This is a genomic window from Streptomyces atroolivaceus (genome assembly GCF_000717025.1).
Classification (GTDB): domain Bacteria; phylum Actinomycetota; class Actinomycetes; order Streptomycetales; family Streptomycetaceae; genus Streptomyces; species Streptomyces atroolivaceus.
The window spans coordinates 307,971-322,691 of the sequence record NZ_JNXG01000018.1 but is presented as its reverse complement, the minus strand read 5'-3'; the positions used below and the strand labels follow the sequence as shown (position 1 = coordinate 322,691).

Genomic DNA, 14,721 nt, shown 5'->3' with positions numbered 1-14,721 from the left:
CTTCACCTGGAGTGAACCCGTGTACCAGCGCACCGTCTCCGTAGGCTCCCGCAGCGGTCTGCACGCCCGCCCCGCCTCCCTCTTCGTCCAGGCGGCCATGCGTCAGCCGGTCGCCGTCACCGTCGCACGTGAGGGCAGCGATCCGGTCGACGCCCGGAGCATGCTGTCGGTCCTCGCCCTGGCAGCTCAGCACGGCGACCTGCTGGTGCTGTCAGCCGTGGGCGAAAGCGCGCCGGACGCGGTGGAGGAACTGGCCAGCCTGCTGTCCGAGGACCTCGACGGGAAGGCCTGAGTGTGACGGAGACCTGGGATCCAGGAAGTGAGGGCGTGATGCGCCTGCCCTCGGGGCGGTTGATCCGTGGACGCGGTCTGAGGCGTCCTCTTCCCGAGGGGCCTGAGCCCACCTTCGCGGTCCATCTGCTGGGCGGCCCTCCACCTCCGGTGGCCTGGGACTCCCGGTGGCTCCGCTGGCCCGACTTCCGTCTGCCCGCAGACAGGGAAGCCGCGCGCTCCGTGCTGAAGGAGGCGTGGAGCCGCGCTCCGGAGGAGCGGGTCGAGGTCGCGTGCGGAGGGGGCCGGGGACGTACCGGCACGGCTCTGGCGTGCCTGGCCGTACTGGACGGCGTCCCGGCGGAGGAAGCTGTCGCCTACGTCCGCCGGAACTATCACTCCAAGGCCGTGGAGACGCCCTGGCAGCGTCGTTATGTGGTGCGCTTCGCGGCGGACTGAACGCCCGCCGCGCGGCCCTGGCGGGCTACGCCACCGTGTGCGGAGCCGGAACCGTGGCTCCGCCGCCGGCGCGTACCGCCTCGACGACGCTCTGATGGAGAGATCTGCTTTCTTCCTCTGAGGGGCACGGCACCGGACTGCCGGCCAGTGTGAACCAGTCCGAGGCGCCGCTGTACTGGACGGCGACCTCGGCCTGCTCTTCGGTCCAAGTCGTGTGCACGGTCAGATCACCGCTCACGACACCTACCTCTTCGGTGCGCACTCCGCCGGTTCCCGCGAAGACACCGAGGGTGGTCCACGATGCCCAGTTCATGACGCGTCGCCTTTCGGGACAATGACAAGCCTGTCAAGCGGACTTGTCTTGAGTATGGCACCGGGGACCATCACCCGCACGGGTGTGCCCGCGAGTATCCGTCCGGTGACGCCGAGGCGTCGTTCAGGAGTGCATCGACGCGCCCTTGAGGATCTTGTCGACGGCGTTGCGCGGCCCGTACACGGCCAGGCCGACCAGGTCCATCCCGTCCCTCCGTACCGCCCGGACGGCAGCCCTGTTGGCCTTGTCGTGGCCGGTCGCGAAGAGGTCGGAGGTGAACACTGCCAGGGTCACGCCCCGGCCCACCGCCCTCGTGTGCGCGGTTGTCAGGAGCTCCTTGGACCCGGCGAACACCAGGACGGGCTGCCGGAACATGGGCAGGTACGGGGTGTCGTCGGCGTCGGCGTACGGTTCACCGATCACCTCGGGCACCTGCGTGCCCAGGCCGCTCACCAGGAACGCGGTGACATTGAGGCGCTGCCAGGTCTCGAGGTCGTCGCGGAGCAGTACGGCGATCTTGGTGTCGAAGCGTACGGGGGCGTTGTCGTCGTTCATGCCGCAAGTCTGCCGAGCCCGCCGCCGGCCGTCTTGTACGAAGTTTGCACGCCGAGGTCACCGGTAAGGCTCTTGTACGCTTCCGTCCATGGGTGCACGTCCGGACATCAGCGCGTGGCGTCCGCGCGTCGAGGGGATCGACGAGGTCTTCCACGCACACTTCGCCGACCACGCGTATCCCATGCACACGCACGACGCGTGGACGCTGCTCATCGTCGACGAGGGGATGGTCCGCTACGACCTGGACCGCCACGAGCACGGGGCGCCCAGCTCGGTGGTGACGCTGCTGCCTCCGCACGTCCCCCACAACGGCGGTGCGGCCACACCCGGGGGTTTCCGCAAGCGTGTGCTGTATCTGAGCAACACGCAGATCGACGCGGACCTCGTCGGGCGGGCGGTCGACCGGCCCGTGCTGCGGGATCCGCGGCTGCGCCACCGTGTCCACCAGCTCCACCGGACGCTCGAACGCCCCGGGGACGAGTTCGAGGCACAGAGCCGCCTCGCGATCGTCTCCGAGCGTCTCGCCCGGCATCTGCGCGACGAGCCCGTCGCCCCGCAGGTGCCCGACCGCCGGGTCGCGTACGCGTTGCGGGATCTGCTCGACGAGCGCTTCGTCGAAGGGCTGGCGCTGCGCGACGCGGCGGAGCGGCTGCACACCCATCACACGCACCTGGTGCGGGCCTTCAGCCAGGAGTTCGGCATGGCCCCTCACCAGTACCTGACGGGACGTCGCGTCGATCTGGCCCGGCGCCTGCTGCTCGGCGGGATGCGTGCGCCGGAGGTCGCGGCCTCGGTCGGGTTCTACGACCAGTCGCACTTCTCCCGGCACTTCAAACGTGTGGTCGGCACGAGTCCGGGACACTATGCGCGCACCGGATCCGCGGTCTACTGACGGCGCTCCAGCGCCCCCCGCACGAACGCGGCCTGCCCGGCGTGCTGCAGGTCGTCGGCGATGACGCTGATCAGCCGCACTCCGAGGGTCACCGGCGGCGACCAGGCCTCGTCCACGACGCGGTCCAGGGCCCGCCCGTCGAGCCCCCGGACGAAGCCCAGGGTCTGTTCGTTCACGGCGTCGAAGTAGCCGAGAAGGAGGTCGCCCGACTCCACCGTCACAGAACCCACCTGCGCGCTGCTGTGACCGTAGCCGGTCGACCCCTTCTCCAGGGGCAGCTCGAATCGGGACACCCAGTCCTTCGCGAACCAGACCTGCTCGGTCCCCGCCGCGTCGGCGACGTGGTCGTCCTGGACGCGTGTGAGGTGCCACACGAGCCAGGCGATGGAGTTGGCCTCGCCGTCGAGCCTGGCGTTGAGGTCCTGGGGCGGAAGTCCTTCGACTGCGGCGTGCACCGCTTCGTGGATGCGCTCGAACGCATCGGCGAGAATGCCTGCACTGTTCATACGACCACCATGGCCGGTCCGCGGACGGGGCCCCGGCTTCGACACGCGGCCGTCACGAGTGCACGGTGTGCAGCCACTTCGTCAGCAGTGCGTTGACCTCTGCGGGGCGTTCCTGCTGGATCCAGTGTCCGCACCCGTCCAGGATGTGCGAGGAGACCAGTCCCGGAAGCGTCGTGGGGTAGGGGGCGATGGCATCGGCCATCCAGGTCGTCGAGGAGTCGAGGGCGCCACCGATGAAAAGGGCGGGCCGGGTCAGGCGGGCTCCGTCCCAGGCAGCCAGGTCCTCCCAGTCACGGTCGACGTTCCGGTAGCGGTTGAGCGCGCCCGTCAGTCCGGTCCTCTCGAACTCCGCGCTGTACACGTCCAGATCCTGCTCGGTGAGCCAGGACGGCAGGGCACCGCCGGTGAAGCGGTCGCGCATGGCCGCTCCGGCGGGCACGAAGAAGGGACTGTCCGAGCCCGGAGGCGGCATGGTGTCGGCGGAGAGAGAGGTGTAGAACCCGGCCGGCCAGCCCCGTACATCGGGCTCGATCTCCTTCTCGGCGCGGCCGGGCTGCTGGAAGTAGCTGACGTAGAATTCCTCGCTCCCCCCGAGACGGGCGAAGCCGTCGGTGGGCCGCATCGCGTTCCACGGAGAGTAGGGGACGCTCAGCATGGCCACGGCCGTGAAGACGTCGGGCCGCAGCAGAGCGCTGTCAGCGGCGATGGGTGAGCCCCAGTCGTGGCCGATGACCGTCGCGGTCTCCTCGCCGAGTGCGTGCACGACGCCGACGTCGTCGGCCACAAGGGCCGTCATCCGGTAGGCCTCCACCGGGCCGGATGCCGACGAACGGCCGTAGCCCCGTACGTCGACGGCCACCGCACGGAAACCCGCCGCGGCGACGGCGGAGAGCTGATGGCGCCAGGAGTACGAGGTCACGGGGAAGCCGTGGACCATGAGGACGAGGGGGCCGGTCCCCTGTTCCAGCAGGTGGATCCGGCCGCCGGGGCCGTCCACCAGCCGGTGGACGGCCCCGGGGACGGTCGTGGAAGGCCGGGCGGCGGGCAGGGAAGCGTGTGTCTCCTCGAGTTCTCGGGGCCTGACTGCATGACCATCATTCGGCGCCGCGCCGGCTCCGGCCAAGGGAGGTTGCCGTTACGGCAAAACCGTCGGCGGCCGGTCAGACGAGCAGCCGCAGGAGGTGTGCGCAGGCCGCCGCCTCGTCCGGATGCCGTCCGATCACCTCGTACCTGCCTCTCTCGTAGGCGCCGGTCTCCCACACCCCGTCGGGCGCCTTCCTCAGGTACAGGAAGTCCGGCGGCGTGGGAACCGGTTCGTGCACGCCTTCGATGCGGTAGTAACCGTCGGGCACGCCGGCCGCGCCCAGCGCGGCACGCAGTTCCCGGCGTTCCACGGCCGGGGCTACGCGCCCGCGGGCGTGAGGTAGGCGTTGTCCAGCAGCCACTTCACGTTCAGCCGCTGGCCCGCGCCCGGGTCGAGGAAGACGGCGTCGAGCTTGATCTGCCGGCCTCCGCCGGGCTGCTCGAACCACGGCGCGATGCTGCCCTCCCAGACCCAGAACGGCTTGGCGACCTTGTAGACGCGGTAGTCACAAGGCACCGCGGACTCGCGGGTGTTCAGGTTCTGCGGGGGCAGTGCGCGCTCCTTGTAGGCGTCGCCGGCCGGTGCGAGGTAGGCGCCGTACTCCGATCCGAAACGGTCCAGGCGCTGCCCGGTGCGCAGCTTCGCAGGCTCCTTGTCGATCTCGCCGTTGACCTCGGCGAAACCGTCGTTGGGCGGGTACTTCCAGCTGCCCGTGTCCGCCGGGCCCTCCCAGTACTTGTTGAGGAAGGCTGAGGGGGACAGGCTGCCCGTGCGCTTGTACCCCTTGAGCAGCGGACCGACCGGGGCCTGCTTCGCGGAGGGCAGCCACCGGGGGCCGAGCCGTGCGTCCCCGAGGAACTCGCCGGTGCAGGGGTCGTGGCTGACTGCGGTGGTGCGGTTCTCGTGCGGTGCGGCGCTCGCGGCGGGAGCCGCCACCAGGCCGGCGGTGAGACCCAGCGCGGCAAGTACGGTGCGGATACGGTTCATTCGGAGTCCCCTCGAGTTGCCGATAAAGCCCGGTGAACTCACGTAGGGTAACCGACCGACCGCGCAAAGCGTTTGCGCCATGCCGTCCGGTGCCCGGCCGGGAGAACCCGGGCCGGGCACCGTCTTCTCAGTGCGCCGTTCCGTCCGGTACGAGACCGTCGGCGGCGAGCCCCCGCAGGACGGCCTCGCCCAGCGCGTGGACTGCGGACATCGGGCGGACCATCACGGTGAACTCCTTGATCCGGCCGTCCTCGCCGAACTGGAGAAGGTCGATCCCGTGGATCTCCTTGCCGTTCACCGTCGCCCTGAACAGCAGGATCTCCGACGGTTCCTGCGCACCCTCCGCGCTGGTGGACGCTTCGCCCTCGAAGTGGCCGACATAGCGGAAGTCCTCGAACGTGCGCAGGAGTACGCCGAAGAGGCCGAGCACCATCGGCCTGCCCTCGAAGGGGGTGAACTTGACCGGACTGAAGAGGCGGATGTCCTCGGTGAACAGCTCCTCCAGCGCTGCCGGATCGCCCTTCGCGACGGCGGCCCTGAAGCGTTCCGTGGTCTCGGTGGTCATGGTCATCACTCCCTGGCTCCTGACGGCCGACGGCGCGGCCGTTCGCTCCGGCGAGTGTGACGCAGGGCCGCCGGGCCGGTGAAGGCGGGTGAGCCGGTGAACGCTTCAGCCGGGCGGATCGCTGTATCGGACGGTGACCTTCTCGAATCCGAGCGAGCCGAGCAGACCCTGGAGCATGGAGGTGGTGTTCTTCTCGGCCCGCTTCGTGAGGCCGCTCTCCTCTGCGGCCTTTCCGATGTGCCGCGCCGCCAGTTTGTTGACGGCCTGCTCGCTCCCCGGGTTGTCGGAGAAGAAGTCGCCGAGCCGGTCGAGAAGACCACGCTGCTTGGACACGGCGTAGGAGCGGTCCGGGTCCAGGGCCGGCTTGCCCAGCACCGCGTGGGGCAGCACGATCTCGGCCGTGGTGCGGTCCTCGTTGACGGTCACCCCGTCCGCCCCGACCCTGCCGAGGTCGACCGAGGCTCCGACGGTGCCCGCGCCGACGTACAGCGTCCGGGTGCCCCGGACGGCGTCGGGCAGGAACTTGGCGTCCTTCTCCAGGTCGACCACGACCTGGAAGTTGCCGGACGCGGCCTCGTAGGCGCTCATGTCCTGGATGGACTTGAGCACTGCTGGACCGGATCGGTCGGTGGTCTCCTCCTCGAAGAGGTCACCGAGTCCCGGAAGCAGGCTGAGCCGGGATCCCAGGAACAGGAGGACCAGCGCCGCGGCACACACGCCGGCGAACGGCAGGCATCCTCGCATGCGGGCGCGGCGGCGCGGCGTACCTCCGTGGCCGGGATCCCCGGAGCTGTCTGTCCTTACGTCGGTGGACGTCATGCCTTCCGTGTGACCCCGTCCGGCCTTTTCAGTCCGCCCAGGAGCTTTATACGTCAGATCCTGTACGGGCGTGAGGCCTTGGGCGGGCATCAGGCTGCGGCCGGGCCGTCCAGCTCGGCCTCCCGGCCGGCATGCGTGCCGCTGCAGCGAGTCGGCCTGGCGGCGCCTCGCCCCGGCGTTCCGCCTGGTCATCTGCCGGACAGGCCGAGCGGGGTGAGGCTGGTCGGCTCGACGGTCGCCCGGCTGCTGACGGCCGGACGCGCGGGAGCCCGGCCGCCGGCTGATGGCCGACGGCCGGAACCCTGGTGCTGCGGTCACTCACTCCAGAAGGTCTGCATACGCCCCCAGAGCCAGCGCGACGTCGGTCTGTGCCCAGAATCGGTGGTAGGTGAAGACCGGAGCGGCTCCGCCGTCCAGGTAGGCCTGCACCTTCGGCCAGTTCGGGTCGTCCTCGTAGAACGACCGGATGGAGAGGAACGTCGAGTCGTTGTCGACGGTGTCGCCGTTGGGCATCACGCCCGTCCAGCCGTTCGGGACGTAGACGGGATCGTCGAACCGGTTGTAGTCGGCGCGGGTCTCGGGAACCGCCACTCCGGCGTCGTCCTGGTAGTGGCTCCACATGCCGTCGAGCAGTCCTTCGGCCGTGGCCTTCGCCTCGGCGTCACCGGACTTGGCGGCGTAGTAGGTCAGCGTCCTGGCGTAGGCACCGGCGACCCCGACGTCGTTGGTGTAGTCCGCGACCGTGACGTGGAGGTTGGAGTTCGCCCCGGGACTCGACGCGTTCCAGGTGTCGGGAGCGCCCGACCACTTGAGGGTGGAAGGCATGAGATAGGTGCCGTCCGGGTTGATGGTCGTCTCGGACAGGGCCCAGTCGACCCACTTGTCGAGAACGGCCTTTGCCTGGGCGTCGCCCGACTCGTGGTAGTACTCCGCGACGCGCTCCATGGACCACGCCTGGAAGCCGAACCACTGGTTGGACGGCGGGTCGTGGTAGACCGGCTTCTCGTCGTAGTACATGCCGTGGAAGGTCGGCGTGCCGGCCGGAGGTTGTGCGTAGCTGCCCTTCCAGCTGTTGGTCGCACCGCCGGCGATGGCGCCCTCGTCGGACTGGAGCCACTGGTAGAAGTCCATCTGCCGGTCCAGGCTCTTCGCCCAGTCCTGCTGCCCCGTGGCGGACTTGGGCTTGAGGTCGGCGACGGAGCTCAGCGCGTAGGCCGCCATCGGGTTCTGATAGCCGCCGTGGGCATGGCTCGATCCGATGCGCCAGGACCATGCCGCCGAGGTGTCGGTGGCGCCGCCCCATGCGTAGTACCAGGACATCAGGTAGTGCGCGCTGTCCTTGCCGCTGCCGGCGGGGCAGGTGGTCGGGCCGACGCAGTTGCCGACCTTCTTGAAGTACTTGTCGAACATCGAGTAGCGGAGGTAGTCGCCCATCTTGGCAGCCTTGGCCACGGTGGCCGAGACCTGGCTCGACTTGCCCTGCTCCTTCGCCCAGACGTCCGCCCAGTAGGCGGCCTGAACGGCACGGGCGTCCGCGTCCGGGGCGTTGGTGAACTTCCACTGCTTGGCGTACGAGGCGTCCCCGGTGAACAGGTCCAGGTAGCCGTTGTCACCGCCGTAGGCGAAGTTGTCGCAGGTGGGGTGGGTGACGGTCTCCCAGACCGACTCCTGGGAACCACGCTGGAAGGTGTTGATGTACGAGGGACCGGTGTCGGAGGGGCCGGCCGAGCACTTTCCGGGAGAGTTGCCGTATCCGTAGACGTTGTCGACGTCCTGGATCCAGTGCATCCCGTAGATGTCGTCGGTGCCGTACGCGCTCTTCAGCTCGGCGGCGATCGGGTCCGATCCGGAGGCCGCGGATCCGTCGAGGACGGCCGGGTACTCGTTCGGGGTGTCGTGCTCAGGGGCGTAGGTGGCGGGCTTCGACGCGTTGTACGCGGAGTTCGTGGGCTGGTCGGCGTGGGTGGGGATCATGTACTTCTCCATGGTTTCCCACGCACCGTTGAACTTCGCCCAGTCCCCGGTGATCTTCCCGTACATGGCCTGGAGCCAGATCAGATAGCTGTACGCCTCCGACGTGGTCTCGTGTCCGTGGTCCGGCGCCTCGACGATCAGGGTCTCCACGGAGTGGTAGGGGATGCCCTCCGAGGAGAAGTAGCCGTTCGCCGGATCGGTGATCTTGCCGTACAGGTCGAGGAAGCGGGCGTCGTAGTCCTTCGCCGCGGCGAGCTGGGTGACGGTGACCTCGGACTTGCTGTGCCCGGGGGCCGTCACGGTGAAGGTCGCCGCTCCCGTGCCGGTCGCGTCCGCCGAGACGGTCACCTTCTGGGGGGTGGACCAGTTCGACGGGGTGAACGTGAGACTGGCACCACCGGTGACGCTCAGGCCGGAGTTGCCGGCGCTCCGCGCCACCGTGACGGCGACCGACGAGGAGGGCGCGGTGGAGAGCTTGACGTCGAACGTCCCCGACTTGCCCTGTTGGACGCCCAGCTGGGCGGGCGTCGCGACGACTGCGGGGCCGGCGACGACGGTGATGCCCGCCGGGGTCGACTCCGCCGATGCGCCGAGGCTGTCGTACGCCCTGGCGTACACCGAGTGGCCTCCGGCGGAGAGTCCTTCGGCGATGTGGGTGTACGGCGACGTGGTGTCCGTGCCGAGCAGCTTCGTGTCGTCGTAGAACTCGACCTTGCTGATCCCCGCCCCGTCGGCGGCCGCCGCGGTGGCGGCCAGCGGGACAGGGTCTCCGGCGGAGAAGACGGCGCCCGCCGCCGGACTGGTGAGAACGGTGATCGGTGGCTTATGAGCCCCCACGCATGCCGTGCCGTTGACGGCGAAGGTGGTCGGTGCGGTGTTGTTGCCGCTGTAGGTGAACTGCGCACCCGTCGTGACGGCGGCACCGGCGGCGATGGAGCCGTTCCAGCTCGCGTTCTTGACGGTGACGGTCCTGCCCGACTGGGACCAGGTCCCGTTCCAGCCGTTGGCGAGCTTCTGACTGCCCGCGTAGTCATAGGTCAGGGTCCAGCCGTTGATCGCGGCGGAGCTCCTGTTGGTGACGGTGAGCTCGGCGCTGAAGCCCGAACCCCAGTCATTGGTCTTGTAGTCGACGCTGCACTGGACGGCTGCGGCCTGGGCCGGCCCGCCGGCGGCGGCGGTCATTCCCAGGGGGAGAGCCAATGCCGCCACCAATGCTGTCCACAAACGCCGGTGTCCGGCTCCGGTTCTGCCGGGTCTCCCCGGTAACCAGGATCTTCGTACGCGTCCCGATGGCATGCGCAGTACCTCCTCGCGGCTCGGCGACATGGGGGGCGTGCGGGGTTGAGCACAAGCCTTGAACCAGTGGGAGCGCTCCCAGCATGGGGAGGTGGAAAAAGAGAGTCAAGAGACTTGAAGAGTCGAATTATTTCGACAGCAAGAAGTGCCAACTGGTGTGTTGACCGACACCACTTGACGCTCTAACGTCAAGCCACACCAGTGGGAGCGGTTCCACCAGTCGACGTGCCGTAGGGGGCACGCCCGATCTGCAAGGAGTCGCTCATGCGTCACCTCCCGCACTTATCGCACCTGTTCAGGCTGCTCCTCGAAGCAGTGCTCGACTTGGCCGGCAACGCTCTCGCGGTCAGGGTCACGGCTTCCGGATCCGCCCTCGCACGCACGGTGGAGAACAGCACCGCGCACCAGTGGGACGGCGGATTCCAGGGGACGGGCACTGCGGCCGGCAGCAGCACGAACGAGACACGCGCGATCAGTGCGGGCTCGGGGCGGGCTCCCAGACCTGCGGTGCGGGATCGGACCCCGTACGCCGTGAGCCGAAGCACGACAGCCCGCCCGTCACCACGGATCCGACCGGCTCCACCGGTCCGGTGGATCCTCCCGTCCCCGCTGACGGACCGCCCGGCACGGGCGTCCGGAGAAACGAGCTCGTCGGGCACGCCTGCGCACGGCCGAGCCTCGACCGGACCACCCGTACCGCCCCTGCGTCCCCCGAACTAGGAGTACCGGCTTGGCCTGAACACCAAGGATCCGCGGCAGGCGGACGAGTAACAACAACAGCGCCTGAGTACCTGGCCCGCTGGGCCGGGGCCGTGGGGCGGCTGCCGAGACCGGGCAGCGTCCCGCACGGAGCGGCACACCGGCGCCGGCCGGCGCCTGCCCGCTACAGGTCATGAGGTCCGCAGACACGCGGTACCACCCACCACGACACATCCACGACGCCGACATCCGTGCGAACGAGGGCCGCTGGACCGCCCCCCTCGCACCCGTCGGGCCGAAGTCCCCCTCGCCGCAGGCGAGATCGGCGAGAACACCTGCTCCCACCGGCCCCGCCGACCGGGTCATGCAGGGGTTCGACGACCAGCAACCCTTCCCTCGGACGGACCTGGAACACCTGGGACCGCTCCACGGCCCCGTCCTTGATCAGCGACTACGACGGTACCCCCACCCCGTACGGAAACGGGCTGCGTGATCATCTGCGCGCCCTCGACAGCTGAGGAAACGGAATTCGCATGAGCCGCACGAGCCGCACCACCCTGCGCCGATCCCGAACGGCGCTCATAGCCGCAGGAGCACTCGTCGCCGCTGCCGCAGGCTCCGCCGCCGCGGTCGCGCCCTTCGGGGCCTCCGCAGCAGCGGCTGCTGGATGCACCGTCGACTACAAGATCCAGAACCAGTGGAACGGAGGGCTCACGGCCTCGGTGAGCGTCAAGAACCTGGGCGACGCCATCTCCGGCTGGCAGCTGCAGTGGTCGTTCGCGGGCGGCGAGAAGGTCAGCCAGGGCTGGAACGCCACCGTCTCGCAGAGCGGCGCCGCCGTCACCGCGAAGGACGCCGGCTACAACGCCACCCTGGCCACCGGATCCTCCGCCACCTTCGGCTTCAACGCGACCGGGAACGGCAACAGCACCGTGCCCGCGACGTTCAAGCTGAACGGCGTCACCTGTGACGGAGGCACCACTGGTCCGACCGATCCCCCGGACCCCACCGACCCGCCCGCGGGTGAGCAGGCGGACAACCCTTACCAGGGCGCCAAGGTCTACGTGAATCCCGAGTGGTCGGCCAACGCCGCCGCCGAACCGGGCGGCAGCCGGATCTCGAACCAGCCGACGGGTGTGTGGCTCGACCGTATCGCCGCCATCGAGGGTGCCAACGGCGGAATGGGTCTGCGTGACCACCTGGACGAGGCCCTGACCCAGAAGGGTTCCGGCGAACTCGTCGTCCAGCTCGTCATCTACAACCTGCCCGGGCGCGACTGTGCGGCACTCGCCTCCAACGGTGAGCTCGGCCCGACCGAGATCGGTCGCTACAAGTCCGAGTACATCGACCCGATCGCGGCCATCCTCGCCGACGCGAAGTACGCGGGTCTGCGCATCGTCACCACCGTCGAGATCGACTCCCTGCCGAACCTCGTGACCAACGCGGGCGGCCGGCCCACCGCCACGCCGGCCTGTGACGTCATGAAGGCCAACGGGAACTACGTCAAGGGCGTCGGCTACGCGCTCAACAAGCTCGGCGACGCGCCGAACGTCTACAACTACATCGACGCGGGACACCACGGCTGGATCGGCTGGGACGACAACTTCGGCGCCTCCGCCGACATCTTCCACGAGGCCGCGACCGCCGAGGGCGCGACCGTCAACGACGTCCACGGCTTCATCACCAACACGGCCAACTACAGCGCCTTGAAGGAGGAGAACTTCTCCATCGACGACGCCGTGAACGGAACGTCTGTCAGGCAGTCCAAGTGGGTCGACTGGAACCGTTACACGGACGAGCTCTCCTTCGCCCAGGCGTTCCGCAACGAGCTGGTCTCGGTCGGCTTCAACTCCGACATCGGCATGCTCATCGACACCTCGCGCAACGGCTGGGGCGGCGCGAACCGGCCGAGCGGTCCGGGCGCCTCCACCAATGTCGACACCTATGTGAACGGCGGGCGCTACGACCGGCGCATCCACCTGGGCAACTGGTGCAACCAGTCCGGAGCAGGCCTCGGCGAGCGGCCGCAGGCAGCGCCGGAAGCCGGCATCGACGCGTACGTCTGGATGAAGCCCCCGGGGGAGTCGGACGGCTCCAGCAAGGCGATCCCGAACGACGAGGGCAAGGGATTCGACCGGATGTGCGACCCGACGTACACCGGTAACGCCCGCAACAACAACAACATGTCCGGAGCCCTGGGCGATGCCCCCGTCTCGGGCAAGTGGTTCTCCGCCCAGTTCCAGGAGCTCATGAAGAACGCCTACCCGGCGCTCTAGGCTCCGCGTCGGCGGGCTCCGGGCGCTCCCCCGCCCGGGCCCTCCCGACGACTGCGCCACCTGTCGAGCAGAGCGCGTCCGCGAGCCACCGGCGCGGACGCGCTCCGGCGTGCGGTGGGCTCCGTCCGGGGCCGGCCGCCGCGCTTCGCCTTGATCCACGCCGTCGGCCTGGCAGCCCGCTTCGCCTTCGTGCCGGTCTTCGCCTCCGTGCCCGGCTTCGCCCGGCTGCCGAGGGCCGGCCCGGTCCTGGCCGGGGCCCGTCGTGCGGGCTTCTCCGTGTCCGCTGCGACCGGTTCGTCCGAAAGCACGTGATAGCGGTGACTGAGGCGACGTCCGATCAGGGCGTAGCCAAGCAGCGCACCGGCCGTATTGAGGATCACGTCGTCGATGTCGAAGGCCCGCCCCGCCACGAGAGCGCCCTGCGCGAGTTCCACGACCGCTATGACGAGCACGGTCAGCACGGTCATCCGGATCATCCGGAGCCGGCGCGGAACCAGGATCGGCAGCAGCACCCCGAACGGTGCGCCGAGCAGCAGATTGCCGCCTGCCTGTTTGCACGCCGCGAGGAAGGTGTAATCCTCCGCGTACTGTCGCAGGGACCGCCCCGGCTTCAGATTGGACGTCACGATGTCCTCCGACGCCGGTGACGGCGTGAGCGTCACCTTCGCCAGGACCACGGAGAACGCGACGAGCGCCAGGAACGCCGCGGCCAGCGCTGCCGCGCGCAGCAACAGACGTCCCACACTCCTGCGTCGTGCACTACTATCCGCCTCTGCTGTCATGGCGGAACGGATGCCCCCAACCCTGGCGCCCACACCCCGGACCGGGTGCGACCATGAGCGCATGAGCGCACAGAAGAAGGACGAACTGCTGGCCGAAGCCGTGCGGCTGCGCGAACAGGGTCATCCCGAACAGGCCCGGGAGCGCCTCCTCTCCCTCACCGCCGCGTTCCCCGACGCAGCTGACGTCGCCTACCAGACCGCGTGGGTCCACGATGTGCTCGGCCTGGAGGCCGAGGCCGTGCCGTACTACGAGCGGAGCCTGCAGGGCGACGGCCTCACGGAGGAGGACCGCCAGGGCGCACTGCTCGGGCTGGGCAGCACCTATCGCGTCCTGGGCAGATTCGGGCAGGCCGTCGAGACGCTTCGGCGCGGCGTGTCCGAATTTCCGGAGAACGGGGCGATGCGGACCTTCCTGTCCATGGCCCTGTTCAACACCGGCGAGCATCACGAGGCCATGCAGCTGCTGCTGCGACTGGTGGCGACGACGAGCGACAGTCCGCCCGTACAGCGGTATCGGCCCGCTATCGAGCACTACGCGAGGGATCTCACGCAGACCATGTGAGCGCGGCCCTCCTGTGAGCGCTGCCCAGTCCCGCCCCGGGCGCAGGGTGAGCACAGCCGGTCCGAGACCTGAGGCGCGTCATCCGGCCGGAAAAGGGGAAGCCCCGGCCGGATCGGGGGAATCCAGCCGGGGCGGCTCGTGTGCGAAGGCGAAGACGGAATCACTGCTCGACAGGATCCGGCCACTCACCCCCACGCGTAGATGAACGATAAACCACCATCCATCGTTCCCGCACCTCCACCCCCTGCCATGTGATCCACACCACGACCCCGCAGGCCGGGGCGGTTCCGCAGGCGACGGGAGGGCGATACCGCCGATCGTCAGCGCGCCTCGCGGAACACGACGTGACGCCCTGCGGCCGGATCGAACTTCCGCAGTTCGAGGCGGTCCGGATCGTTGCGCCGGTTCTTCCGCGTCACGTAGGTGTGGCCGGTTCCGGCCGTGGACCGGAGCAGGACGACGGGCCTGGTCTCACTGCGTGCCATGAGGCCTCCAGAGGGGATCCCGACCCCACTCCCAGGATGGCAATGGGTGTCGTTTTCGTTTCTGACCGCCTCAACACACGCGGACGCATCACCATTCCCGCCACCGGAACCCGCGGCACCATGCGCCGCACGCCCTCCACGACCGAGTCCCGAACAGGCGGACGACATGGCGGCCCGCCCGTCGCACCGCACATGCC

General features: G+C 69.2%; 16 protein-coding genes and 1 pseudogene. 6 read left to right on the top strand and 11 right to left on the bottom strand.

Annotated elements, in window-relative coordinates; all coding sequences use genetic code 11:
- Window positions 1-19: 19 nt before the first annotated feature.
- Together OO67_RS30250 and OO67_RS30245 are read left to right on the top strand one after the other, a co-directional pair.
- Window positions 20-292, top strand: a complete 273-nt coding sequence (locus OO67_RS30250) for an HPr family phosphocarrier protein (RefSeq protein WP_033304933.1) — start codon at window positions 20-22, stop codon at window positions 290-292.
- Window positions 293-330: 38 nt separating this feature from the next.
- Window positions 331-729 carry a protein-tyrosine phosphatase family protein gene (locus tag OO67_RS30245; RefSeq protein WP_244300356.1) on the top strand — a complete coding sequence of 133 codons (399 nt, stop codon included), beginning with the start codon at window positions 331-333 and terminating at the stop codon, window positions 727-729.
- A gap of 25 nt (window positions 730-754) precedes the next feature.
- Here OO67_RS30245 and OO67_RS30240 read toward each other — a convergent pair whose 3' ends face one another.
- Window positions 755-1,042, bottom strand: a complete 288-nt coding sequence (locus OO67_RS30240) for a hypothetical protein (protein ID WP_033304931.1) — start codon at window positions 1,040-1,042, stop codon at window positions 755-757.
- A 123-nt stretch (window positions 1,043-1,165) separates the two neighbouring features.
- The gene (locus OO67_RS30235; RefSeq protein WP_033304930.1) at window positions 1,166-1,597 is read right to left on the bottom strand and encodes a DUF2000 domain-containing protein; all 432 of its coding nucleotides are present in this window, start codon (window positions 1,595-1,597) and stop codon (window positions 1,166-1,168) included.
- An 88-nt stretch (window positions 1,598-1,685) separates the two neighbouring features.
- Between OO67_RS30235 and OO67_RS30230 the strand changes: the two genes are divergently transcribed.
- Window positions 1,686-2,489: a helix-turn-helix transcriptional regulator gene (locus OO67_RS30230; RefSeq protein WP_033304929.1), complete on the top strand. Its 804-nt coding sequence runs from the start codon at window positions 1,686-1,688 to the stop codon at window positions 2,487-2,489.
- On the opposite strand, the gene OO67_RS30225 is transcribed toward OO67_RS30230, so the two are convergent.
- The 7 genes from OO67_RS30225 to OO67_RS30195 form a co-directional block, all read right to left on the bottom strand.
- Window positions 2,483-2,995: a mycothiol transferase gene (locus OO67_RS30225; RefSeq protein ID WP_033304928.1), complete on the bottom strand. Its 513-nt coding sequence runs from the start codon at window positions 2,993-2,995 to the stop codon at window positions 2,483-2,485. The two genes, OO67_RS30230 and OO67_RS30225, sit on opposite strands and share 7 nt — an antisense overlap.
- 52 nt (window positions 2,996-3,047) lie before the next feature.
- The gene (locus tag OO67_RS30220) at window positions 3,048-3,992 is read right to left on the bottom strand and encodes an alpha/beta fold hydrolase (RefSeq protein ID WP_382056267.1); all 945 of its coding nucleotides are present in this window, start codon (window positions 3,990-3,992) and stop codon (window positions 3,048-3,050) included.
- A 163-nt stretch (window positions 3,993-4,155) separates the two neighbouring features.
- Entirely contained in the window at window positions 4,156-4,389 is a 234-nt protein-coding gene (locus tag OO67_RS30215) for a hypothetical protein (RefSeq protein WP_033304927.1), read from the bottom strand.
- A gap of 8 nt (window positions 4,390-4,397) precedes the next feature.
- Window positions 4,398-5,066, bottom strand: a complete 669-nt coding sequence (locus OO67_RS30210) for a TNT domain-containing protein (RefSeq protein ID WP_033304926.1) — start codon at window positions 5,064-5,066, stop codon at window positions 4,398-4,400.
- 127 nt (window positions 5,067-5,193) lie between these two features.
- The gene (locus tag OO67_RS30205) at window positions 5,194-5,631 is read right to left on the bottom strand and encodes a nuclear transport factor 2 family protein (RefSeq protein WP_033305028.1); all 438 of its coding nucleotides are present in this window, start codon (window positions 5,629-5,631) and stop codon (window positions 5,194-5,196) included.
- 105 nt (window positions 5,632-5,736) lie between these two features.
- Window positions 5,737-6,450 carry a DUF4230 domain-containing protein gene (locus OO67_RS30200; RefSeq protein ID WP_033304925.1) on the bottom strand — a complete coding sequence of 238 codons (714 nt, stop codon included), beginning with the start codon at window positions 6,448-6,450 and terminating at the stop codon, window positions 5,737-5,739.
- 318 nt (window positions 6,451-6,768) lie between these two features.
- Window positions 6,769-9,606, bottom strand: a complete 2,838-nt coding sequence (locus OO67_RS30195; protein WP_244300354.1) for a glycoside hydrolase family 48 protein — start codon at window positions 9,604-9,606, stop codon at window positions 6,769-6,771.
- Between the two features lie 1,087 nt (window positions 9,607-10,693).
- On the opposite strand from OO67_RS30195, the pseudogene OO67_RS40205 reads away from it, so the two are divergent.
- Both OO67_RS40205 and OO67_RS30190 read left to right on the top strand, forming a co-directional pair.
- Window positions 10,694-10,937: pseudogene (locus OO67_RS40205) on the top strand (cellulose-binding protein); the annotation flags it as partial.
- Window positions 10,938-10,952: 15 nt separating this feature from the next.
- Complete coding sequence (locus tag OO67_RS30190; RefSeq protein WP_078598356.1) at window positions 10,953-12,695, top strand: glycoside hydrolase family 6 protein; 1,743 nt, start codon at window positions 10,953-10,955, stop codon at window positions 12,693-12,695.
- Here the strand turns inward: OO67_RS30190 and OO67_RS30185 are convergent.
- A complete protein-coding gene (locus OO67_RS30185) occupies window positions 12,692-13,477 on the bottom strand; it encodes a VanZ family protein (RefSeq protein WP_033304923.1) in 786 nt (261 codons plus the stop codon). The genes OO67_RS30190 and OO67_RS30185 overlap by 4 nt on opposite strands.
- 61 nt (window positions 13,478-13,538) lie before the next feature.
- Between OO67_RS30185 and OO67_RS30180 the strand changes: the two genes are divergently transcribed.
- Entirely contained in the window at window positions 13,539-14,039 is a 501-nt protein-coding gene (locus OO67_RS30180) for a tetratricopeptide repeat protein (protein ID WP_033304922.1), read from the top strand.
- A 320-nt stretch (window positions 14,040-14,359) separates the two neighbouring features.
- Here the strand turns inward: OO67_RS30180 and rpmG are convergent, their stop codons facing one another.
- Entirely contained in the window at window positions 14,360-14,524 is a 165-nt protein-coding gene (gene rpmG, locus OO67_RS30175; protein WP_033304921.1) for a 50S ribosomal protein L33, read from the bottom strand.
- Between the last annotated feature and the right edge of the window lie 197 nt (window positions 14,525-14,721).

What these genes read in the sequence shown, in the direction of transcription:
- OO67_RS30180 (WP_033304922.1), top strand. Translation starts at nt 13,539, where the DNA reads ATGAGCGCACAGAAGAAGGACGAACTGCTGGCCGAAGCCGTGCGGCTG.
- OO67_RS30230 (WP_033304929.1), top strand. Translation starts at nt 1,686, where the DNA reads ATGGGTGCACGTCCGGACATCAGCGCGTGGCGTCCGCGCGTCGAGGGG.
- OO67_RS30190 (WP_078598356.1), top strand. Translation starts at nt 10,953, where the DNA reads ATGAGCCGCACGAGCCGCACCACCCTGCGCCGATCCCGAACGGCGCTC.
- OO67_RS30245 (WP_244300356.1), top strand. Translation starts at nt 331, where the DNA reads ATGCGCCTGCCCTCGGGGCGGTTGATCCGTGGACGCGGTCTGAGGCGT.
- OO67_RS30200 (WP_033304925.1), bottom strand. Translation starts at nt 6,450, where the DNA reads ATGACGTCCACCGACGTAAGGACAGACAGCTCCGGGGATCCCGGCCAC.
- OO67_RS30235 (WP_033304930.1), bottom strand. Translation starts at nt 1,597, where the DNA reads ATGAACGACGACAACGCCCCCGTACGCTTCGACACCAAGATCGCCGTA.
- OO67_RS30185 (WP_033304923.1), bottom strand. Translation starts at nt 13,477, where the DNA reads ATGACAGCAGAGGCGGATAGTAGTGCACGACGCAGGAGTGTGGGACGT.
- OO67_RS30210 (WP_033304926.1), bottom strand. Translation starts at nt 5,066, where the DNA reads ATGAACCGTATCCGCACCGTACTTGCCGCGCTGGGTCTCACCGCCGGC.
- rpmG (WP_033304921.1), bottom strand. Translation starts at nt 14,524, where the DNA reads ATGGCACGCAGTGAGACCAGGCCCGTCGTCCTGCTCCGGTCCACGGCC.
- OO67_RS30195 (WP_244300354.1), bottom strand. Translation starts at nt 9,606, where the DNA reads ATGACCGCCGCCGCCGGCGGGCCGGCCCAGGCCGCAGCCGTCCAGTGC.
- OO67_RS30240 (WP_033304931.1), bottom strand. Translation starts at nt 1,042, where the DNA reads ATGAACTGGGCATCGTGGACCACCCTCGGTGTCTTCGCGGGAACCGGC.
- OO67_RS30205 (WP_033305028.1), bottom strand. Translation starts at nt 5,631, where the DNA reads ATGACCACCGAGACCACGGAACGCTTCAGGGCCGCCGTCGCGAAGGGC.
- OO67_RS30225 (WP_033304928.1), bottom strand. Translation starts at nt 2,995, where the DNA reads ATGAACAGTGCAGGCATTCTCGCCGATGCGTTCGAGCGCATCCACGAA.